Source organism: Sporolactobacillus nakayamae (assembly GCF_900113325.1).
Classification (GTDB): Bacteria; Bacillota; Bacilli; order Bacillales; family Sporolactobacillaceae; genus Sporolactobacillus; species Sporolactobacillus nakayamae.
This window is the reverse complement of the sequence record NZ_FOOY01000004.1, coordinates 1-22,177: the sequence shown is the minus strand read 5'-3', so window position 1 is coordinate 22,177 and position 22,177 is coordinate 1. Positions and strand designations below refer to the sequence as shown.

The window sequence follows — 22,177 nt, the reverse complement described above, 5'->3', positions numbered from 1 at the left end:
TATAAGAAAACATTTAAAGGAAACGAATGTAAGCGGTCCGAAAAAACGCCGCGTCCTGCGACTCACCGGACACTAGGCCGTCCATGGCCGTCGCAACTAAGTCTTCTAATAAATCATTTTGATCCTTAATTAAGTAACGCGGCCGGAATAAAATAAGCGGAGATTTTCCGGTTATATGCATCATGGCGCTTGTTTCACAGGTACATAAGGGTAATTTTTACGCTTATGCACAGAAAAGTCCGCCATTTTCACGTTTTTCGATGCGATAAGCGGAATTTTTCCGTCTATTTAAGCTATTTTTTCGTTCATTTTCAAAATAAGCGGAATTTTTCCGTTTATTTCTTAGATTGGGCGGCTTACCTAATCGTCCATCCGAATCTTATGACCATATCGTCGTACCGGCAAGGCAAAACGGCCGGGTTGCACCCAGCCTTTACTTCCGAAGGATTAGGTTGCATCAGCGCTGCGGTTACTCGCTTGCCGCGGGCGCACCGCGAGCCTCCTCAGACAAGTAGGAATCTGCGGGATCTCGCCTCCACCTGGTCCCACAGGCGCCCGCGCACCTCCGCTTTGATTCCCAGCCAAGACATTGGTTTATTGGTTTGATACAGGACAAAATCATATACTTTCTTACCAGTACGAAAAAGCGTTCCCTTTAACAAAAGTAAAGGGAACGCTTTTTATTTTAATTAGTTAAATCAGGCGCTTTCTTTCGGTGTTTCAACATTGACCTCAGTACCATCTGTTAAAATCAAGGTTGGCTGTGCTTTGCTGTCAACTGTCTCTTTAGTGATCACACATTTATCTATGTCATCACGAGAAGGCAATTCATACATTACATCGAGCATCATGCCTTCAATAATGGAACGCAAACCGCGTGCACCTGTTTTGCGCTCAATTGCCAATTTGGCGATTGATTCAAGCGCATCCTCGGTAAATTCTAAATCAACGTCATCGAGTTCAAGCAATTTTTTATATTGCTTTACAAGTGCATTCTTTGGCTTAGTCAAAATGTCGATGAGTGCACTCTCGTCAAGCTGCTTCAGGGTACTGATTACCGGAAGACGACCAATGAATTCCGGAATCAAGCCGAATTTCAATAAATCTTCCGGCAACACATTTTTCAATGCATCGTCACGATGCATATCCTGAGCCTTGGATCCCGCACCAAAGCCGATCACTTTCTTGCCAAGGCGGCGTTTAATAATTTGTTCGATGCCATCGAAAGCACCGCCGCAAATAAACAAGATATTCGTTGTATCAATCTGAATAAATTCCTGATGCGGGTGCTTGCGGCCACCTTGAGGCGGCACACTGGCAACTGTTCCTTCAAGAATTTTCAACAAAGCTTGCTGTACGCCTTCACCGGAAACATCACGCGTGATTGACGGGTTTTCGGATTTGCGAGCAATTTTATCAATTTCGTCAATGTAGATAATGCCTTTTTCAGCCTTTTCCACATCATAGTCAGCGGATTGAATTAATTTCAGCAGGATGTTTTCAACATCTTCACCTACATAGCCTGCTTCAGTCAGAGATGTCGCGTCGGCAATTGCAAAAGGGACATTCAAGATCCGCGCAAGTGTCTGTGCGAGCAGCGTCTTACCGCTACCCGTAGGTCCGATCATCATGATGTTGCTTTTGGAAAGCTCGACATCATCCGGCTTTTGCTTGCTGTTAATACGTTTGTAGTGATTATATACAGCCACAGACAAGCTCTTTTTCGCGTCATTTTGGCCGATCACATAATCTTCCAAGATGGAGCAAATTTCCTGTGGCTTCGGAATATCCTTGAATTCAACTTCTTCATCCGTGCCCAGTTCTTCTTCCACAATTTCTGTGCATAATTCGATACATTCATCACAAATGTAGACACCCGGTCCGGCAACTAGCTTACGCACCTGATCCTGGGTCTTACCACAGAAAGAGCACTTTAATTGCCCTTTTTCTTCATTAAATTTAAACATTCTTTCACCCCTATTCATGCTTTCCTTATCGAGTTTCAGACAAGAGCGAAACCTTGGCCAATTTTTACGAATCGGTCGATCTTCGTGTGATGCGAAAGCCGCATTTTAATATCTTTCCCTTTTTCTCATAAATCGCGCTGCACCGGAAAAGCATAATAAGCTGAAACAATTACCATTTTGGTCGCTATCCTTTATCTATTAAAGGATAAGCGACTGATACAGCAAAAATGATCACGATTATGGTAACTTTTCTCAAGTTGATGGAAGCGCCTATCAGCTCTGGCTTTCCTCAACCGCGCTAAGCTGTCTATGTAGGCATTGTAACACAAAAAAATACTTCCGATAAGCCATATGCCTTTTCGTATAAACTATGTATGGCAAAGAAAAAAATTCCATTTTCTTCGCCTAAAATATAAAACGAATAATTGGCAGACAGTCTGTCCGCCAACTATCTTTTATGTGTCAAATTATTTTTCTTCTGCTGCTTTTGGCTTGCTGTTTTCAACAAGGAAATCAACTGCTTTGCGCAATTGAATGTCGCCCTTGAGCAGTTCTCCGTCACCCATTGCAGATTTGATCTGATCAACGCTGACTTTATACTGTTCAGCCATCTTCTTCAGTTCTTCTTCAACCTCTTCGTCAGAAGCTTCAATTGATTCCGCTTTGGCAATCGCTTCAAGTGTCAGATTCGCACGTACGCGTTTTTCAGCGTCGTCCTTCATCTGTTCGCGAAGCGCGTCTTTGTCAGTTCCAGAAAATGATGTATACATGTCCAGTGTCATGCCCTGAGCTTTAAGACGTTGTTCGAATTCCTTCAGAATATTGTCCTGCTCATTAGAAATCATTACGTCCGGAACATCAATTTCGGCATTGGCTGCCGCTTGCTGTACGACACTGTCGCGTTTACTGCTTGTCGCATCCGCTTCTTTGTGTTCTTTCTGATGGTTCTTAAGTTTTTCCTTCAATTCAGCAAGCGTTTCAACGTCTTCGTCAACATCTTTCGCAAATTCATCATCGAGCTCAGGAAGTTGTTTTTGCTTGATTTCATGGATGGTTACTTTAAAAGTCGCTTCCTTGCCTTTCAATTCTTCAGCATGATAATCTTCCGGGAAAGTGACAACAACGTCTTTTTCTGCGCCTACTTTAACACCAACCAACTGATCTTCAAATCCCGGAATAAATGAAGCGGAGCCGATTTCCAGCGAATAGTTTTCTGCTTTTCCGCCTTCAAATTGCTTTCCGTCAACATAGCCGTCAAAATCGATGACTGCGGTATCGCCTTTCTCCACTTCACCGTCTTCTTTGACAACCAATTCCGCGTAACGTTCCTGCAGATGCTTGATTTCATGATCAACATCTTCATCGGTTACTTCAGTGCTTTTTTCTTCAACTTCAAGACCTTTGTAGTCGCCGAGCGTTACTTCAGGCTTTACAGTGACATCTGCCTTAAGCACCAATTTCTTTCCCTTGCCGATTTCATCGACATCAACCTGAGGCTTGTCCACAGGTTCGATACCCGTTTGATCGATCGCTTCGGAATATGCGTTTGGAAGAACAAAATCAATTGCATCTTCATAAAGAGCTTCCACACCGAAACGTTGTTCAAAAAGAACACGTGGTACTCTGCCCTTACGGAATCCCGGAACGTTAACTTTCTTAACTACCTTTTTGAAGGCCTTGTCTAGTGCCTGATCAAAGCTAGCGGCGTCAATTTCAAAAGTCAGTGTGCCGACATTGCCTTCTTTTTTTTCCCATTTTGCTTCTACAGTCATTTATTCTTTACCTCCACCATCTATCTTCATGCTTTTTCAGCATATTGGCTTTCTGCCTGAATTGCGCACAAACATCCGCCATTTGTTATGCCGACTTGAGCGCGTCACATGTGACACCCCACAGCAAAGCAATGACAACCCAATCATTATAACATAAGAGTTTCCTGTGAAAAACTTATTTGTATCAAATTATCGACATTAGTACTCGTTTCGATACCTTTATAACCATATATCGTGTTTTTCCACTTCTCGAAGCATTTTGTCGGCCACCTGATAATCTTCATCGTTCACGCCAAAGCGTTCAAGAACCTTGCTTGTTTCATGCTTCAAACTGCCGGACATCGCACGTATACAGAATAGCGCGGCCCATACTTTAGAGGAATGCGGGGCAATCGGCTTCGGATATACATTCATCGTAAACATCCGTTCCATCTCAACGGCCAAATCCGCTAAGGTCGGATTATCCGATTCAAGTTCCAGCCGAATCTCTTCTTCTATCTGATCCGCGAATTTCTTATTCAGAAATTCGTCGCTTTCTATCTGAGCGTTATAAATTCGTCCGAATTTCCGCACGGCTATTTCCTTCGTGAGCTTGCCTTCCTTGATTGCGCAAAGCAGCATGGTCTTAATTTCCGAATGCTGACGTTCGTCCAGCAGGAACCGTTTAATTTCAGGAAGATGGGACGCTCTCAGTTGATTGGCTAAATTATGTAGGAGCATCATCTGGTTTTTCGAATCCGCTTTTTCAAGTGCGAGCCAATCAACCATCTTGGGATCATCCTGCTCTTTATGTTCCCGCTGTAAAGGTTCCTCCATCAGATCATCTAAACCATCGTCACTCCATGACGGCTCATGAAGACGAATTTGGCAGAATTTCTTCATTTGTCGAAGAAAATCCTTGAGTTCGGACGGGAGTCCCTTCTTTTTGCTCACCGTCATGATCTGATGAATCGCGGTAGTATAATCCTTTCGCTCAATGAGGATGGTCAAATAAAGACGAAACACATCATAATAATAGGGAGTATCCTCTTCAAGCAACATGACGACCGCTTCTTCAGCCTCACGATATTCGCCAAGTTCAACGGAACAAACCGCCCATCCGTATAGTGCACGGATATCCCGCAAGTCTAACTCAAGCAATTTGCCGAATAGCTCACGAGCACTCCTATAATTTTTTTCTTCAACGAGCGACATCGCTTTACTAAGCAAACGTCCTTCCAAATTAGGAATCAAGACCAGCTTATTGTTGTCGCGGATTCGTTTGTTTTTACTTTTCATCTTGCCCGTCCCGCTTCCATTACCTTTACTTTTAGAATATCAGTTTCCTCCCAGTTGCGCAACGAACGGGCAGTCAGTCAGTCACAGAATTTTAATCAAAGGAAAAAGCCCACGCTCCTTTACGAAATACGGGAATACATTCTCCATTTTCTGTAATTCCATCAATGTCAAGTTCACCTGAACCAACCATGAAATCTTCATGAATTAAGCTGTCATTGACACCTGCTTGGTCCAGACCTGTTTCATCCAGATCATTGCCGCCTTCAATGCAAGTCGGATACGCCTTTCCAAGCGCGAGATGACAAGAAGCATTTTCGTCAAATAAAGTATTATAAAAAATGAGTCCCGATTCGGCTACAGGAGAGTGATGCGGCACGAGTGCCACTTCACCAAGGCGCCGGGATCCAGGATCTGAATCCAGAAGATGCTTCAGCGTTTCTTCGCCTTTCTCGGCTTTAAAATCCACGACTTCTCCATCCTTAAAGGTTAACGAGAAGTGATCAACAATGCGGCCATCGGCGTTCAGCGGCATTGTACTGGAAACCGTGCCATTTACGCCACGCTTATGGGGCAAGGTAAAGACTTCTTCAGTTGGGATATTTGCGTTAAACGGAATCCCCGCTGTCGACGGTCCTGATCCGCCGCTCCAAATATGCCCTACCGGCAGATCAATGGTCAGATTCGTCCCAGGCGCGCGATAAATCAATTGTTTGAATTTCTTGCGGTTCATAAAGTCGCTTGCTTTATGCATTGTCTCATTATGAACATCCCATGCAGCGACCGGATCCTCGTTTTCCTTAATTCTGCTGATACGCAGAATTTCTTTCATGAGCAGCTCCCGAGCTTCGTTTACCGGCTGATCGGGAAACACCTTGCTCGCCCATGCCTGCGTTGGGTAAGCAATGATCGACCATTGCGTCTCATCCTTCATAATACAAGCCATATATGGTTTCAATCCGTTACTCGTCGCTTTCATAAATGCACCGACGCGCGCCCCGTCAATTTGATCGAGCAAATCCGGATTCGGTCCGTAAATATGCAGAACTGCATAATTATCTTTTACTGCTTCGTTCTGAGCGACGAATTTCCACTCTGGAATCTGCTTCAGCGCTTCGTCGGGCGCATAGAGCATGCGGAGGCGATCGGTTTCATCGTCCCCCCATCTCATGGTCACATCTTTTGCGCCTGCTTTGTAGGCTTCTTCCGCCACGAGATGGGCAAATGGTGCAGCTTCAATCGGACACGTGAGAAAAAGGCCCTGTCCCGGTTGCAAATTAACTCCTGTTTTTATCGCTAATCGTGCAAATTTCTGTAATGACTCCTTAAATTGATCCATGTCATGACCTCCACATCTATTGTATTATTATAGCCGACTTGCCGTTCATGGAAAACATTAGGGGTTCAAAAGTGCAAATTGTGTTATTAGTATTTTCAAGGAACGTACATTCGTATATAATTTCATTAGATTAAAAAAAACGTATCAAAAGGGAGGCTATGTTTTCCCGAGCATGTACAAGTACTTCGGAATTTTGCATGTGAAAATATGAAAATCTGCAAAACACATTTAGATGAGCAAAAGTGTTACGAGATAGGGCGAATGATTCAGGATTCGTTGCGGACTGATGTATCCATTGATAGGTACGGTTCAGCAAATAAAAGAACCCGGCGTTTTCTCCAACCGGGTTCCGAACACGCTCATCGATTGTTACGATCAATGTGACGCATGATTCGCAGATGCAACGGAGCTATCAGCCAATAAGCAATAATAAAAATAACGAGTGAAACGATACTGTTCCATCCTTTATTCTTAAAATATCCAGTCCATTGGATACCCCAATGGATGAGTAAAGAAATTACTGTGAATAAAGCAACCATAAACCATTTGTTTCTCTCCGTTCTGAAATTCAAATAAATAGCCGCTAAAGAAGAGGGAATAAACGAAAAAGCCATGAAATCGCCAAGGCCTGTGATATTTGGATTGCCGACATCATAGAAATCGAACACGTTTCCGGTTATGGTGTCAGACATCCACGCGATGAATCCGAACACACCGTAAGTCAAATAGATTTCTCTCCACGTTAATTGCTTTTTTTTCATAAAAAGTGTAAACAAAAGGAGTAAAATCGATAGCGTGATTGGGAACCAAACGCCTTTAGAAGTTAAATCTAGATTTTTCACAATCGAATTCATTGTATTTTCTCCTTAAGATTGGTTCAATTTTTTTTGCATGTTTCAGTGCTACCTTACTATTTCCTCTGTTGGTCATTTCGATTCAATAAAACTGATTTGATATACTAAGAAGCAAAAACTGGGGGGATTCTATGTGCGGTCGATTTACCGTCATTGCGCCTTATGACTATATTGCTTACCGGTTCCGAGTTCAACACACTTCTGGAGAAGAACACTATGAGACAAGTTACAATGTTGCGCCCGGTCAAAATATTCTCACCGTGATTAGAGGAACCAATGGAAATCGTATGGGGTATCTTCGATGGGGTTTGATCCCATCTTGGGCGAAGGATGCAAAAATCGGCTATAAACTGATTAATGCCCGAGCTGAGAGCATCACGGAGAAACCCAGCTTTCGTGATTCCTTCCGCAGGCGGCGTTGTGTAATCGTCGCTGACTCCTTCTATGAATGGAGCCACCACGTGCCGAAAGAAAAAGTTCCGTATCGATTCATGATGAAATCAGGAGACCTGTTTGCGATGGCGGGTTTATGGGACTCATGGACATCGAAGGACCACCGTGTAATTTACAGCTGTACCATCATTACAACTGAAGCGAACGAGTTGATGAAACCGATTCATGATCGCATGCCGGTGGTCTTGGCTAAAGAAGACGAAGCTGCATGGTTAGATCCTTTATCCGAGACACAAACGCTTAAGCTCATGCTTCGCCCTCATGATTCCAATCAGATGCAAAGGTACGAAGTAAGCAAAGATGTCAATTCCGCGCGCAACAACGCACCTTACCTGATTGAGAAACTGTAAGTCGCTTTCTCTATAAATAGGCATCCGCTCAGACACGACAACCCAACACTTCATATAATACAGTATCTCGTGATGAGGAGGTGTCTGCTCATGGGATGCGAAACTAGCGGATGGTGCAGCGGAAACGGCTTTGCGCTACTCATCGTTCTGTTCATCTTGCTTGTCATCATCGGTGCTGCATATTGCTATTGACCGTGTTCACCGTGCTTACCCTTACATGTTAGCCGCCTTTAAGGGCTTCCAATCGGATCTTTATTAAGAACGGTGAACGCCCACAAAGCAAAAAAATCCGCCACTCCCTTGAGGAGGCGGATTTTTCATCGTTGCGCTTTTCACAGAGATGCTTGGTAAATAGCAAAAGCATCCTCACGATCCAATTTTCTGAACTGGCCGAACTCGCCGCGGGCCATTGCCCGATCAGCGAGCAGATTCAGCTTGCTGTCGTCAATTCCGTAATCTGCAAGCCTGCTTGGAGCGCCAATACTCGTCCAAAATTGACGCAAGGCCTCAATACCCTCGAGCGCCACGTCACGATCGGATTTTCCCTCTGATTCAATATGAAAAACGCGTTCTGCCATTTGTTTGAAGCGACCAACATTCACATCTAGATTATATTTCATCCAATTCGGGAAGAGTATCGCCAGTCCACCACCATGTGGGATGTCATAAACCGCCGAAACGGCATGTTCCAAATTATGCGATGCCCAGTCACCATTGAATCCCATCGAGACCATGCCATTAAGCGCCATTGTTCCGCAATACAGAATAGTTTCGCGCAGATCATAATTATCAAGATTGCGGACAAGTTTCGGAGCGGCGTCGATGACGGTTTGCAAAATTGACTCGCAGAGACGATCCTGCAAAGGCGTGTGTTCTGTCGGATGAAAATAATGCTCGAAAACATGTGCCATCATGTCCACCATTCCGTAAATGGTCTGATTTTTAGGTACGGAGAATGTGAAGGATGGATCTAGAATGGAAAAGGCGGGGTATGAATAAGGGCAGCTCCATCCATATTTTTCATGCGTCTCCCAGTTAGTAATTACGGAATTCGGGTTCATTTCTGAGCCGGTAGCCGCAAGCGTCAGTACCGTACCGAACGGAAGTGCGTCCGAGACAGGACTCTTTCGCGTAATGAACAACCATGGATCTCCATCAAATTTTGCACCGACAGCAATCGCTTTGGTACAGTCAATAACACTTCCGCCGCCAACAGCAAGCAGGAAATCAATCGCGTTATCTTTGCAAAGTGCAATGCCTCGTTTTACGGTTGACAGTCGTGGATTCGGTTCCACACCTTGCAGCTCGTACACCTCTGTGTCACATTCATTCAAGATGCGCTTCACTTGATCATATAGGCCTGAGCGTTTGATACTTCCGCCGCCATAGACGAGCAAAATACGTTTGCCGTATTTCGGCACTTCGGTCTTTAGTTTTTCAAGCTGTTTTTTCCCAAAAATCAGTTTCGTCGGATTGTGAAAAATAAAGTTATCCATGAATCAATCGCCTCACTTCTCTAGATAAGCATACAGATTAATTCTTATTATAAACTTATCCAGGACAAAATCGCACGCAGACCATCCTCGCTATTCGTACATTTCACAGATACGTCTCTGATTTTTGAATTTCATCTCATAATAGTGGATAATAACTTTATATTTACGGAGTTAGTCAAAACATAAGATTAAGGATGTGTCTTTGATTGCCATTCTCTACATATCGACTTTTCCAATTAGGGCTTGCGCTGTGTGTCGCCATTTTCACGATCTGTTTTGCAATACTCGCCACGTTAAGCTTTACGCCGCTCTACTATTTTGACGTACAGCACTTGGCTATTGCCGAACAATCAGGCATTAGCCTCTCACGCATCGTTGACAATTACAATTATACAATTCGCTATTTATTAAACCCGCTTCCGAAAACGTTTGATCTTCCCTCACTCGCGTATTCAACTGCCGGACGCATTCATTTTCAGGATGTTAAGAGACTCTTCATTGCCGTTGACTTCATGTTTGTTGTGACTGGGGTCATCAGCATAGTTGGAATCTGGAAACATGTGAAGCTCGGCGACTTTCACTTTTTGAGAACAGCTGCCATTGCCCTCACGTTGTTTACTGTCATCCCTCTCACCATGTTTGCCATTGATTTCAACGGCACGTTCATCTTGTTCCATGAACTGTTCTTCCGGAACAATTACTGGATTTTCGATCCGCATACGGACCCGATCATCACGATACTCCCTGAAGCATTCTTCCTGCATGCAGCCTTGTTCATTCTCGGAATCATCATCACAGGGATCATTGTAATGACTGCTGTTTATCGAAAAAAATGCTGCAAAAAATAGCTTCACTTGATCCGTTCCGCAGATCAGGTGAAGCTATTTATAGGTTCAACTATTCTTATATCTGTACTGTAGCAATTCATGCAACACCGCAATCTGTTCCAATATATTCTCGCCGATATTCGTCTCACGTACTTTTTTTCGTCTCAATTTACGATCAACCAGCCGTCTTACCGAAAGCACGTCGGTACCATTTAGAAGAACATCTTCCTTGGAGGTAAACCGTTGATGCGCAACGAGCTGCATCCCATACGAATTGTATAATAATGTGTAGCCGGCGATACCGGTTTTCGACTGATACGCCTTTGAAAATCCGCCATCGATCACAATCATCTTGCCGTTCGCTTTAATCGGATTTTCACCGTTCACTTCTTCAACAGGTGTGTGACCATTAATGATATGGCCATCTGCAGGATCAAGATCAAATTCTTTGAATAGTCGACAGCATGTCGACTCTTGTTCACGCAGTTTATAATAAGGATTTTTCCGTTCCACATGCGTTTCTTTTTCCGCAATAAAATAGCGTTCAAAGGTCGTCATATCCTTCTTTCCAAACAGCGATGAATTTTCTCCGGTCCATAAATACCAGACCATATCGGTAGCAAAATCATCTGTTTGCTGCGGATGCGCGCAGCATGAGCGCAAATATTTTTCAAAGACGTCCAACAAACGTTTTCCTGAATAATCAATTCCTTTGATCATCATGTGCTTCATGCTTCCGTCCTCATTAAGCGGAATACACCCGTGAATTAACAAGTTCCCATTATACTTCAGATAAAGGCTCCCTTTTCCAATCAGATAATTCATATGTCTGGCTAACTTTTCAGAGTGCTGGATGGAAAACATCAGTTTTTCCATCACTTGCGCTTCTTCTGCTAATAGCTCTTCCGGACGATCAGGGTTAATTGTCGCAAAACATGTATTTCTTAATCTATAGGTTTTGCCGTCTACAGAAAGGGTGAGACGTTCATAATTAATTTGATCAAGGAGCAGCCTATGTTCCATATGAAAATCTGGGCAACGTTTAATAATCGGCACTTCCAGTTTGAATTGAATCATGGAAATCGCCTGATGAATCTTTGTAATTTGCAGGCGTTCATTTTCGGAACTATGCTCTTCGGCACTTATCTTCGGACGGAACGCGGGGTTATCGTCATAATATTTATCTGCAAGATTGAGAAGCGGGATCAAGTTGATACCATAAACATCTTCAATAATGTCGAGGTTGTTGTAGCGTGCGCAAATACGGATAATATTCGCGAGACATACCTTGGATCCGGCATAGGCGCCGATCCAAAGCACATCGTGATTGCCCCATTGAATATCGACAGAATGATAGCTCATCAATGTATCCATAATTCGCTCCGGATGCGGCCCGCGATCATAAATATCGCCAACAACATGAAGATGATCCACAACCAATCGTTGAATCGTGTAGGCGAGACCTGTAATAAGCTTACTCGCCTGACCAAGCGCGATAATACGATTGATAATTTTGGAGTAGTATTCTTTTTTGTTTGTAAACTCATCGGTTTTATATAAAAGCTCTTCAATAATGTAAACAAACTGTTCGGGAAGTGCCTTACGGACCTTTGAGCGCGTATATTTCGATGAAGAAAATGCGGTCAGCTTAATCAAGCGACCAATCGTTGACACATACCAGCCGCTTAATTCTTTCTGATCGAGCGATTTTTTCACTAATTGAAGCTTTTCCTCAGGATAATAAACTAAAGTAGCAAATTCATTCACATCCCGTGGAGAAAGCTCGCCTTTAAATAGATCCTTTATTTTCTCTTTAACATTTCCTGATCCGTTTCGCAAGACATGCTGAAACGCGTAGTATTCCCCGTGCAAATCGCTGACAAAGTGTTCCGTGCCCTTAGGCAAATTCACGATTGCTTCCAAGTTGATAATTTCGGTCGCAACTTTCTCCTCACAGTCATACTTCTCAGCCAGCAAATCCAGATACTTAGTGTCCATCGGCATCCCCTAACCCACGAATCGTTCATCATTACGGTTCTTGTAATCGATTGCACTATTAAATACTCTATTCTATAAGGAAGCTCTCATCACAGTTGCAGAAATAATAAATCAACGTTTTAAGTATATCACATATAATGTTCATGCATCATGTTTAACTCATTTTTAATTATATATGCCATACTTATTTCACTTATACTCCTTGAAAACCAATAATACCGATTAAATCCAAAAAAGCCGAAAAAATGAATGATCATCTTTTCGGCTAACTCATACACTATTTACAATCCTCCACAAACCAAGCGATATCAGCACTTTTTTAGCCAAGGTAGGTGAACACATCTTTATTTTTGTACAGCTTTACGATTTTCTCAAAAAAGAACTTAACAATCAGTCCAATCACTACGGGAATGATGATCCAGATGACTAGGGCCAGTAATGGCGCAAGCCCCGCGTCAATCGAAGCGAGCGGCCCGACCAACCCGACAAGTCCGAACCCAGCGGATGTCGGTACTCCGGAAACACTGAACAGAGCTACAGGAATTGCAGAAAGAATAGTTGTGGTTAAAATCGGAACAAGGATAATGGGATGACGGAACAGGTTTGGCATCATCATTTTCATTGCGCCTAAAGCAATAGCAATTGTCACACCGGATTTGTTCACCTTCCACGAATGAATGACGAGCACGACTGTGGTTACGGCAACACCCATTGCCGCCGCGCCTGCGGACACACCGCTTAGCTGGATTGCCATGCCGATTGCAACCGTTGAAATCGGTGAGATGATCAGAATGGCGAATGAACAAGCAATAAGTATGCTCATAATGACAGGCTGCAGGGTAGTAAAAGCATTGATTAGATTCCCAAGCGATGTCGTAATATAGGAAACATAAGGAAGCAGAAGCAGGCCAATGATTCCGGCACCTCCACCGATGACAATTGGGGAGAGGACGATGCTGATCGATCCAAATTTATTGCCGATCCAGAGAACCATTAATACTGCAATGGAAGCAGTGATCATCGTATTGATAAGATCTCCGGTACCGGCACTTAAATAACCGCCTACAGCATGCGTCGCAGCATTTGTAACTGTCGGAGTAAATTGCGTGACGCCTGAACCGACATACGCTGCGCCGGCGACTACTGCCATATCCATCGGTTTAAAACCAAATTGCAGCGCGATCAGGGCACCGATCAGTAGCGGGGTCGCTACTTGAAAGACAACGACCGCATGAGATATAAATAGCGCAATACTGTTATCACCAAATAATTTAAGTACCGCGCAGAGAACAGCATTTGGAATCAAGCCGACAATGATTCCCAAAGCGGTTCCTGACAATACTTTATTGATAAACGCTTTAGATGTAAGTCGTTCTTCTGTTTCAGACATTGTCATTTCCCCCTTGCTTTAAAATTGTATTTTATCGTCGTAAGCCTACCGCGCCTTAAGAATCTGTTCCTTGGCATGCACCAATTCTGTTAAAAAAGCACAATAAGGTGTGGGCACATCGTATTTTTTTCCTTTTCGAGCAACTGCTCCATTGATGTAGTCAATTTCTGTCAAGCGGTTATTCTTGATCAAATCCTGATGCATTGATGGATAATGCTTGCCGATGCCGTTCGGATCAAACGTCTCAATAACATGCTGCAAAATCTCTTCTTGATCAAGGATCACGGATTCCTTTTCTGCGACTGCCGCAAATTCACTGATAATCGATTTAAGAATTGGAACAGCAACAGTAGTGGCTCCAAATTCACTGATGTTCGCATCTAAAAGTGTGCATGTGCCATTCAATGTGCCGTTAACACAAGCCTTGCGCCAAACCGAATACATCACGTTGCCGCTATACGTGCCATTGAGCCCTGCTTTTTTTAGAACATCAACAATCCGCCGCGCATTTTCTTCGCCACTCGGATCAATGTTTTGCAATTCGACTTCGCCATCACCGAACAGCTTCGCCTTCCCTGGTCCTTCAAGCCCTGCCGTCCACATGGTAATGCCAAGCAAAATATTTTTCTTGGGCACATAGTTCTGCAGCGTATCGTCATGCCCTAGTCCGTTTAGAAGACAAAGAACCATTGTACGCGGGCCGATAAGCGGTTTTATCGATTGAAGCATTGGTTTAAGCTGCATCGCTTTCGTGAACATCACGATTAAGTCCACTTGTTTATGACTATCCGATAATTCTTTCGGATAAAAAATAGGGATTGGTTCAGCAATTTCTTTACCGTTGTAATTTGCCCTCAATCCATTCTTTTTAATGGCTTCTACATGTTCGCGCCAAGTGTCGATCAACACAACATCATTTCCCGCTTGGTGAAGCATAAGACCAAATCGACTCCCCATCGCCCCCGCGCCGGCTATCACTATTTTCATGACCATGCCTCCCAAAAATCTTTTTTTTGTATCCGCTTACATAATATTGATTAAACGGATACATTGTGAATGATTTCTCAATTAATGCATTTGAATTGCACAAACAAAGAAGGAGCATCATAACGATGTAGGCACGTTTAATGCTACGAAAATTCATTTCATAAGTTAGTGAGAAAATTAAGACTCCTTGACAAACAAAATAGTTATTGAAACAATAAATAGAGGGTTATTCGTCGAAATTTAATTTTTCAACTATGTTTTTACACATTCATGTGATCGTTTATAAACGATGATTCAGAACTGTCTTTTAGATGAATTGACATCGATGGCATCACGTGAAGGAAGAAAATAGGGGGTATCATATTGTGACAGAAGAGGGAAAAAATCCACATCGATTTCTGGAACTATTTATTAAATCAATGATTTCATTGGTTGGTGTCGCGATTCTGGCTGTTGGTGCGACATTGTGCAAAGTAGGAAATGTTGGCCTTGACCCGTTCACTGCACTTAATATCGGTGTATCCGATAAATTAAATTTGAGTTTAGGCACTTATCAATTACTTACTAACGTTGTGATCATTGTGTTCGTTATTCTGCTTGATCGGAAAAAAATCGGCATCGGAACAGTGATCAACATGGTCTTCGCAGGATTCATGATCGACTGGTTCTCATCCGCTTACACCTCGCTCTTTCACTATCAGCCAACACTTCTTACCGGCATCGTAAACGGACTTTTGGGTCTGCTTTTCTTCACCTTGGGCACATCCATTTACATGACCGCGAATCTTGGCGTCGCACCCTATGACGCACTTGCACCGATCGCATCAAACCGATTACATATCAAGTATAAGTTTTGCCGGATTGTTCAGGATGTCGGGTTCATGATTGCAGCCATTATTGCCGGAGGTCCGATTGGGCTCGCCACGATCATTATCTCATTTTTTGCGGGTCCGCTCATCTCATTTTGGGACCACCACGTAAGCGAGAAGCTCGTCGATACATTAGTGGATTTCAGTAAAGAGCCATCAGGGAAAAAAATTGGTCACGGTTTCGATGTAGCTGGAAAATCCACGGTTAACCTTGTGAAACACAGTTACAACCAGACCCTTGAAACGCAAGAAAAACTTTCCCACTACTCAGATTCCCAGTTGCAACAAACCGAAAAACAGATTCGTCGGAATCTAAAGGATGCAAGAGCTGTTCTCAAAAATTCGGTGATTCAATACGGGATGGTGAAAAAAGAGGAACGACGTCGGAAACGCGAAGAGAGTAAAGAAGACTGAGAAAACCGCCTTTTCGGTTCTATGCTGAAGATTCATATATTGTGACGGCGAATTATTGAAAGGAGTTTTTTTATGAATGCCCTAGTTCTTACGAAAAAAAACAGTCTAAGCCACAAAATACTTCAAGAAGCTCCATTGAAAAGTCATGAAATTAGAGTGAACGTTAAATGTGTCGGCATTTGCGGAACAGACAAGCACTTGTATCAAGGCCAGCCCGGCTCGGGTGAAGCGAACATGCCGGTTGTCCTCGGTCATGAAATTTCCGGCCTTATTGCCGAACTTGGTCCCGATGTTCATTCTGCACTCCATGTGGGCGATCGCGTTGCCATTGATCCGAATATTCCATGCGGCTATTGCCGCTACTGCAAAGAGGGACGACCTCAGCTCTGTGAACATAACGAGGCAATCGGCGTGACTCGCCATGGCGGTATGGCACAATTCGTGAATGTGCCGGAAGGGAATGTCTACCTTATTCCGGACAGCTTAAGTTTTCAAGCTGCGGCAATGGTTGAACCGGTAAGCTGCGTGGTTCATGGACTGAACGAGTTGACCATTAAATCGCACTATACCGCACTTGTCGTCGGTGATGGCTTTATCGGACAACTATTCACCGCTCTTCTGGCAACCCGTGTTAAAAAGGTGGATGTCAGTGGGCGGAATGAAAAGAAGATCCCGATATTGAAAAAAATCGGAGCGACTGAAGTCTTCAATCCGGAAATCGAAAAGCACGATGAGAACTATGATCTCGTCATTGAATGTGTCGGCCTTCCGATCACACAGGAACGTGCCATCTCCAGTGCGCGGCGCGGCGGCCAGGTGCTTATGTTTGGCGTTTCAGAACCGGAGGATCAGATTAAGATCAATTCCTACGATATCTTCTTTAAAGAGCTGACGATTAAAGGCGCGTTTATCAATCCGTTTGCTATGCAAGACGCCATCCAGCTCATGGCTGATCGCAGGATTGATATTGAAGCGCTAATCACACATGAATTGCGGCTTGAAGATGTACCCGATGTATTGTCAGGACGTTTCAAAGAGAAAATTACCAAAGCCGTCGTTACTATAGGATAAATAGCTGACAGTGATCATTGCCTATGACAACTGAAAGTCAAAAAAAGAAGTCATGTTTCAGTTTGAACTGATGCACGGCTTCTTTTGATTGATCTCTATTTAGTTATTTACGGCTTCTTTGTCCTGATCCATTGCTTTCATCGATTGCGCAACCTTAATCATCATGGCGCATTCAATCCGCTTGCGGAAAATATCGCAGCTGAACTCGAAGTTGCCGGTGAGTGAGCCGGTCGCATGCAATGAGTTGGCCGGGCAACCGCCGCTGCAGTAGAGCTTCGCCCAACAGTCCTGGCATTCCGGTTTGGAATAGCAATTCGTTTCCTTGAACTCATCTTGTATCTCCGGAGTTTTTACCCCATCCCAGATGTTCCCCATGCTATAGGATTCATCACCTACGAATTGATGGCAAGGAAATAATTCACCTGACGGCGTCACAGCCATATACTCAGTACCTGATCCGCAGCCGGAAATCCGTTTATGGATACAAGGTCCCTCAGACAAATCAAGCATATAATGATAGAAAATGAATCCTCTTCCTTCATCTTCGCGCTTGAGCATTTCTTTTGCGAGCAGCTCATATTGATCATAGATAATCGGAAGATCCTCTTCCTTCAGCGCGTAGGGTTCCTTCGGATCACAGATCACCGGCTCCATCGAAAGGCGATCAAAACCGAGATCCGCCATATGGAACAGATCATTGGTGAAATCGATATTGTTGTGTGTAAAGGTGCCGCGCACATAGTATTCCTTGTCCCCGCGCTTCTTGACGAAGTTCTGGAATTTCGGAACGATATAATCATAGCTTCCTTTACCGGTAATCGTCTTACGCAAACGGTCATGTACTTCCTTGCGTCCATCAAGGCTGAGCACAACGTTATGCATTTCCTTATTTAGAAAATCGATGACCTCATCCTTAAGCAGCAAACCGTTTGTCGTCAGCGTGAAACGGAAATGCTTCTTGTATTCCTCTTCTTTACTGCGCGCGTATGCGACAATCTGCTTCACGACTTTCCAATTCATGAGCGGTTCGCCGCCGAAGAAGTCCACGTCCAGATTGCGGTGAAAGCCGCAATTTTCAAGCAAGAAATCAATCGCCCGTTTACCGACTTCATAGCTCATAATCGCCCGTGCGCCGTGATATTTGCCTTGGCTCGCGAAACAATACTCACAGGTCAAGTTGCATGTATGTGCGACATTCAGACACAATGCTTTCACATACGTTTTCCTCTTTTTTAAATTAAAGGACAGATCCTTAAATTCATCTTCAGAGAAGAGCTGTCCACTCTGCTTCAGCTCGGCGACGTCTTTAATCGTTTCACGAATGCTCTCCTCAGTTACATCCTCATGCGCGTTATATTTATTCAGCATCTGAGCGACAATGTTTTCCGGAGCATGCTCCTCATAAAGCGCAATCACATCGTACGCGAGATCGTCGACAACATGCACCGCTCCGCTATACGTATCGAGCACAATATTGTACCCGTTCAATTTATATTGATGAATCATGCAATCAGACTCCTTTAGCCAAAAAAATTGCCGCCCAGCTGCACGGGACAGCTGGGCGGTACAGTCCTGTTTCTTATCGATTCGCCGGATCAGCACATTGTTGGTTTGCAACACCACAAGAAGTTTTACATGCAGATTGGCAAGAAGTTTGGCATTCGCCATGTCCGCCATGATTCGCTGATTCTCTCAAGTTCATCGTGTTCAATGTTACGATTCTTTTCATCATTCATGACCCCTTTTCGTTGTCTTTTAAAAAATAATCCGGATCCATGAGTCTTTAGGTTGCATCATTACCCGATCTTATTCACAATGGCACGGTTTTCACATCGTTGATTTCCACCAAGAGAACAATGATGAAAACCTACTTTGCTCAGTATACAAAAAGAAAAGAATCTTTACTGTGATGTTTGGCATTGATATGGAAAAATAGAGAAACTTTTTCTTATTACATGCATCTTATTTGACGAACCCTGTAATGTTGTCGATGTTCAAGCTGGTTACAGACTTCATTAATAATAACTAAGTCCCGTTCCACTCGATCCAGTCGATCATGTGCATCCTTCAGCAATTCAACAAATGAATGATACTCCTTGCTCATCATTCAACCACTCCTTAACTACGTAGTTTTTCCGTCCGCAGTCTGTACTAGGAAGTTGTTATCTCATGATCAGATCGTACCATTCACCCGACTAAATAATTTATTATGTACACTATATTCACCTTATTAGGTCATACATCCTACTTAGAGACTTGTTCTTTTTCGATTACAAATCGTGAATAGCCGTTTTTCCCAAGGTATAATTACACGTGGACATTCATAGTGATTAGAAAAACATTTATTAGGTTGTGATCACTATGCCTTATCAAACGATCAGCATGGCCGAGGCCGAATTGAGAAATAAATTAAGGACACTTTGGGAGCAGCATGTCTTTTGGACACGATTAACCATTAGCGGGATTGTCTTTAATCTTCCGGATACGGATGTCACCACCAATCGGCTTCTCAGAAATCCGAAAGACTTCCAACAACTATTAGCACCTTTGTATGGTCCGCAAGCATCCTTGACATTTGAAAAGCTATTTACCGACCATCTTGTTATTGCCGCGCAGCTCGTGAAAGCGGCCAAAGCCGGTAACCAACAAGAAGCAGCAGAAGCCGAGAAAAAGTGGTATGCCAATGCAGATCAAATTGCTGCATTTCTCGGAAGCATCAACCCTTATTGGTCTGCTAAAGACTGGCAGAAGCTATTATATGATCACCTGTCCATGACCAAAAACGAAGCTGTTGCGTTTTTAACCGGTAACTATGCCAAAAGTGTAACAACCTTCGATCAAATCGAACAACAGGCACTGATAATGGCAGATATCATGGCGTTCGGCATTGCAAGACAATTCCTTGTACATTTTACCGCATTAAGCCAGGATCAATGACAAAACGACTTCACGACGCCACACCGTTGTTGAAATAAATACCGTTAACAGATTTTTTTCTATAATGATCTATGCTGGAATTTAATAAGAGTGGGCTAAACCTAATCACCCGTTCCATCCCCTGTCCGGGGCATGGGTATTTTTTTATGTATCATATAGTTTACCTTCTAACCTATTTAAGTAATTTATTGCTATAATTCATTTCCGAAATGATGTTTCCTACACATCACATTAGGGGGATTTAATAGTGATTCGCAACATGTACGTTATTAAGTATGTAGATCACTCAACAGCATGGCACTTAAATCAAACGATGCAAATCGAAACAACTAATCCAAGCTATAAAAAGGGTGACGTTATTCGCGTTGATAATCAAAAATACGTTGTAATCGAGGATTATAATTGTCTGAGAGTAAAGCATCTCCTTCGAGAGATAAATCCATTAAAATCTCTAATCCTTCAAATACCAAACAAGTAAGAACCCCCCGCTATTTAAAGCTTAAACACTGCTAAATTTCTTTCTGAGTGATTATACATCCACATGAAGGCACCTCAAAACAGGTGCCTTTTTTCGTTGTAGCTAAGAATGCTTAGGTCAAAAGCAAAAGAATGAACTGATATGGTACAATTATTCGAAAGAAAGGAGGCATTTTCATGATAATTCTTTTGGTCTGTATTGCTATGCTTGTCTTCTTCGTTTGGTATCTGCCTAGATTCCTAACTATCGAACAGGAACGAAACGAGATACTTAAAGACATTTCTGCCAAATTAGATAAGAAAGATTAATGACAGGGAGACCAGTCTTTTTTTATCTCCTTATTACTAGCGTTGCATAAAAATTAGTTCCTTAAATATACGAATATTCAGAATTAGATTGGATCTTCCTGAATCAAAAAACTCAATAACCACTCAAGAGGTGATCCTATCCATATTTACAATATTATCCAATTAATTCAGAGACAACAGCGACTGAACCTTTTTTCTAGGTAACCTTTGGTTTCTTTTGAAATTTAATACGCTGAATCAGTTTTTTGCCGGATTGCCAAAGCAATGCCTTTAACCATCGGTTAAGTTGAAGCAGTGAGTGCTTTGTCTCTGTTTCCTGTTGAATGAGTACCATCAAACAGTGATAAATCAGCGCAAGATAGATTTGGTTTTGAATCGCTTCTTTGCTTTTTCCATAAAACTTTTTGATACGCACATGTTGTTTGATCCATTTAAAGAACAGTTCAATAGCCCATCGGGCTTTATAGATTTCGCTAATCTCTGTTGAAGCAAGATCAAAACGATTCGTCACAATACGTATCGTTTTTCCTTGATCATCTAGCACGGTAATTAAACGAAAAGCGTTGTCTGCCCTGTGTAATACGTCACCTAATCGGATCATTTGATCCGTGATGATGCCGCTATCTTCTGGAACATCATAAGAATGAAGCACTTGAGTCACTGCATTCTTTTTCAAACGAGAGACGAAAAACATTCCCTCTTCTGAGAAACGATCAAATGCCTGATAATCAATGTAGCCGCGGTCGAAAACATACATGGCATTCTTTTCATCTACAAGGACGTCTAACTGTGTTCGATCATGAACTTGAGCGGTTGTAATGACGGCTTTTTCAGGGAATATTTGTCCCTTACCCATAAATGCCAACCGAAGATGAAGTTTGACACCGCTTTTCGTTTTTCGAAAATGAGCCCATGGAAATTGATTTGAATTCAGCGTGACTGTAGTAGAATCCACTATTTTAAGAGAATTCGTGAGATCTGGTTTCTTTTTTTTCTTGATTTTAGCAACAAGTTCAAGAAAGATGTTCGCTAGAAGCTGTGAATCGACCGCATTATTTTTCCTGGATAACTGAGCCGCACTGATGGACGAAAAGCCGATTGCTTCTTGTAGCTTATCATCCAAAACACGAGTTGAGAGTGAATGCAGACTGTCTTCTTGGTGAAGATGTGCGTATAAGAAAAGCAAGATATAGGCTTTAGTTGTCAGCTTTTTTACGTATTTATCGCTTTGTTTTTCCTTGACCGTTTGGTCAAGTTGTTGAAAATTAATTGGATGTAACCATTGTTTAAATGAAGAGAATTGTGTATCCTTATCCATGCGTAGTCCTTTATTTTTGGATTTGGATAGGAATCACCTATTCTTCCATTATAAAGGATTATTTTGTTTGGAAA

20 protein-coding genes are annotated in these 22,177 nt (G+C 42.8%); 7 read left to right on the top strand and 13 right to left on the bottom strand.

From position 1 onward, the window contains the following. Positions 1–698 precede the first annotated feature (698 nt). From clpX to BM003_RS02370, 5 genes are all read right to left on the bottom strand, one after another. Positions 699–1,967: an ATP-dependent protease ATP-binding subunit ClpX gene (clpX, locus tag BM003_RS02390; RefSeq protein ID WP_093669745.1), complete on the bottom strand. Its 1,269-nt coding sequence runs from the start codon at positions 1,965–1,967 to the stop codon at positions 699–701. Positions 1,968–2,434: 467 nt separating this feature from the next. Beyond that, the gene (gene tig, locus BM003_RS02385) at positions 2,435–3,739 is read right to left on the bottom strand and encodes a trigger factor (RefSeq protein WP_093669743.1); all 1,305 of its coding nucleotides are present in this window, start codon (positions 3,737–3,739) and stop codon (positions 2,435–2,437) included. A gap of 219 nt (positions 3,740–3,958) precedes the next feature. Next, positions 3,959–5,017, bottom strand: coding sequence for a tetratricopeptide repeat protein (locus BM003_RS02380; RefSeq protein WP_093669741.1), 1,059 nt, complete (start codon positions 5,015–5,017; stop codon positions 3,959–3,961). 91 nt (positions 5,018–5,108) lie between these two features. Next, positions 5,109–6,353, bottom strand: a complete 1,245-nt coding sequence (locus BM003_RS02375; protein WP_093669739.1) for an aminopeptidase — start codon at positions 6,351–6,353, stop codon at positions 5,109–5,111. Between the two features lie 359 nt (positions 6,354–6,712). Then, positions 6,713–7,207 carry a hypothetical protein gene (locus tag BM003_RS02370; protein WP_093669737.1) on the bottom strand — a complete coding sequence of 165 codons (495 nt, stop codon included), beginning with the start codon at positions 7,205–7,207 and terminating at the stop codon, positions 6,713–6,715. 131 nt (positions 7,208–7,338) lie between these two features. Here BM003_RS02370 and BM003_RS02365 point away from each other — a divergent pair, with 131 nt between their 5' ends. Then, positions 7,339–8,010 carry an SOS response-associated peptidase gene (locus BM003_RS02365; RefSeq protein WP_093669735.1) on the top strand — a complete coding sequence of 224 codons (672 nt, stop codon included), beginning with the start codon at positions 7,339–7,341 and terminating at the stop codon, positions 8,008–8,010. Positions 8,011–8,100: 90 nt separating this feature from the next. Further along, a complete protein-coding gene (locus tag BM003_RS02360; RefSeq protein ID WP_143128421.1) occupies positions 8,101–8,202 on the top strand; it encodes a YjcZ family sporulation protein in 102 nt (33 codons plus the stop codon). Between the two features lie 140 nt (positions 8,203–8,342). Here the strand turns inward: BM003_RS02360 and BM003_RS02355 are convergent, their stop codons facing one another. After that, positions 8,343–9,506: an iron-containing alcohol dehydrogenase gene (locus BM003_RS02355; RefSeq protein ID WP_093669731.1), complete on the bottom strand. Its 1,164-nt coding sequence runs from the start codon at positions 9,504–9,506 to the stop codon at positions 8,343–8,345. Between the two features lie 206 nt (positions 9,507–9,712). On the opposite strand from BM003_RS02355, the gene BM003_RS02350 reads away from it, so the two are divergent. After that, positions 9,713–10,354: a TIGR01906 family membrane protein gene (locus BM003_RS02350; protein ID WP_093669729.1), complete on the top strand. Its 642-nt coding sequence runs from the start codon at positions 9,713–9,715 to the stop codon at positions 10,352–10,354. 45 nt (positions 10,355–10,399) lie between these two features. On the opposite strand, the gene BM003_RS02345 is transcribed toward BM003_RS02350, so the two are convergent. From BM003_RS02345 to BM003_RS02335, 3 genes are all read right to left on the bottom strand, one after another. Then, positions 10,400–12,331 carry a fructose-1,6-bisphosphatase gene (locus tag BM003_RS02345; protein ID WP_093669727.1) on the bottom strand — a complete coding sequence of 644 codons (1,932 nt, stop codon included), beginning with the start codon at positions 12,329–12,331 and terminating at the stop codon, positions 10,400–10,402. A 319-nt stretch (positions 12,332–12,650) separates the two neighbouring features. Further along, on the bottom strand, positions 12,651–13,721 hold the full coding sequence (locus BM003_RS02340; protein ID WP_093669725.1) for a PTS sugar transporter subunit IIC: 1,071 nt from the start codon (positions 13,719–13,721) through the stop codon (positions 12,651–12,653). 45 nt (positions 13,722–13,766) lie between these two features. Beyond that, positions 13,767–14,708: a 2-dehydropantoate 2-reductase gene (locus BM003_RS02335; RefSeq protein ID WP_093669723.1), complete on the bottom strand. Its 942-nt coding sequence runs from the start codon at positions 14,706–14,708 to the stop codon at positions 13,767–13,769. Positions 14,709–15,073: 365 nt separating this feature from the next. Here BM003_RS02335 and BM003_RS02330 point away from each other — a divergent pair, with 365 nt between their 5' ends. Both BM003_RS02330 and BM003_RS02325 read left to right on the top strand, forming a co-directional pair. Beyond that, a complete protein-coding gene (locus BM003_RS02330) occupies positions 15,074–15,991 on the top strand; it encodes a YczE/YyaS/YitT family protein (protein ID WP_093669721.1) in 918 nt (305 codons plus the stop codon). Between the two features lie 72 nt (positions 15,992–16,063). Next, complete coding sequence (locus BM003_RS02325) at positions 16,064–17,062, top strand: zinc-dependent alcohol dehydrogenase family protein (RefSeq protein ID WP_093669719.1); 999 nt, start codon at positions 16,064–16,066, stop codon at positions 17,060–17,062. A gap of 99 nt (positions 17,063–17,161) precedes the next feature. On the opposite strand, the gene scfB is transcribed toward BM003_RS02325, so the two are convergent. From scfB to BM003_RS17485, 3 genes are all read right to left on the bottom strand, one after another. Further along, the gene (scfB, locus tag BM003_RS02320) at positions 17,162–18,568 is read right to left on the bottom strand and encodes a thioether cross-link-forming SCIFF peptide maturase (RefSeq protein ID WP_093669717.1); all 1,407 of its coding nucleotides are present in this window, start codon (positions 18,566–18,568) and stop codon (positions 17,162–17,164) included. A gap of 73 nt (positions 18,569–18,641) precedes the next feature. Further along, positions 18,642–18,791, bottom strand: a complete 150-nt coding sequence (gene scfA, locus BM003_RS02315; RefSeq protein ID WP_093670163.1) for a six-cysteine ranthipeptide SCIFF — start codon at positions 18,789–18,791, stop codon at positions 18,642–18,644. 222 nt (positions 18,792–19,013) lie between these two features. Then, on the bottom strand, positions 19,014–19,166 hold the full coding sequence (locus BM003_RS17485; protein WP_177184589.1) for a hypothetical protein: 153 nt from the start codon (positions 19,164–19,166) through the stop codon (positions 19,014–19,016). A 257-nt stretch (positions 19,167–19,423) separates the two neighbouring features. Here BM003_RS17485 and BM003_RS02310 point away from each other — a divergent pair, with 257 nt between their 5' ends. Both BM003_RS02310 and BM003_RS18050 read left to right on the top strand, forming a co-directional pair. Beyond that, on the top strand, positions 19,424–19,999 hold the full coding sequence (locus BM003_RS02310; protein ID WP_218143199.1) for an acetylglutamate kinase: 576 nt from the start codon (positions 19,424–19,426) through the stop codon (positions 19,997–19,999). Positions 20,000–20,653: 654 nt separating this feature from the next. Continuing rightward, positions 20,654–20,785, top strand: a complete 132-nt coding sequence (locus BM003_RS18050; protein ID WP_281242857.1) for a hypothetical protein — start codon at positions 20,654–20,656, stop codon at positions 20,783–20,785. 196 nt (positions 20,786–20,981) lie between these two features. On the opposite strand, the gene BM003_RS02300 is transcribed toward BM003_RS18050, so the two are convergent. Continuing rightward, positions 20,982–22,103 carry an IS4 family transposase gene (locus BM003_RS02300; protein WP_093669713.1) on the bottom strand — a complete coding sequence of 374 codons (1,122 nt, stop codon included), beginning with the start codon at positions 22,101–22,103 and terminating at the stop codon, positions 20,982–20,984. Positions 22,104–22,177: the final 74 nt, after the last annotated feature.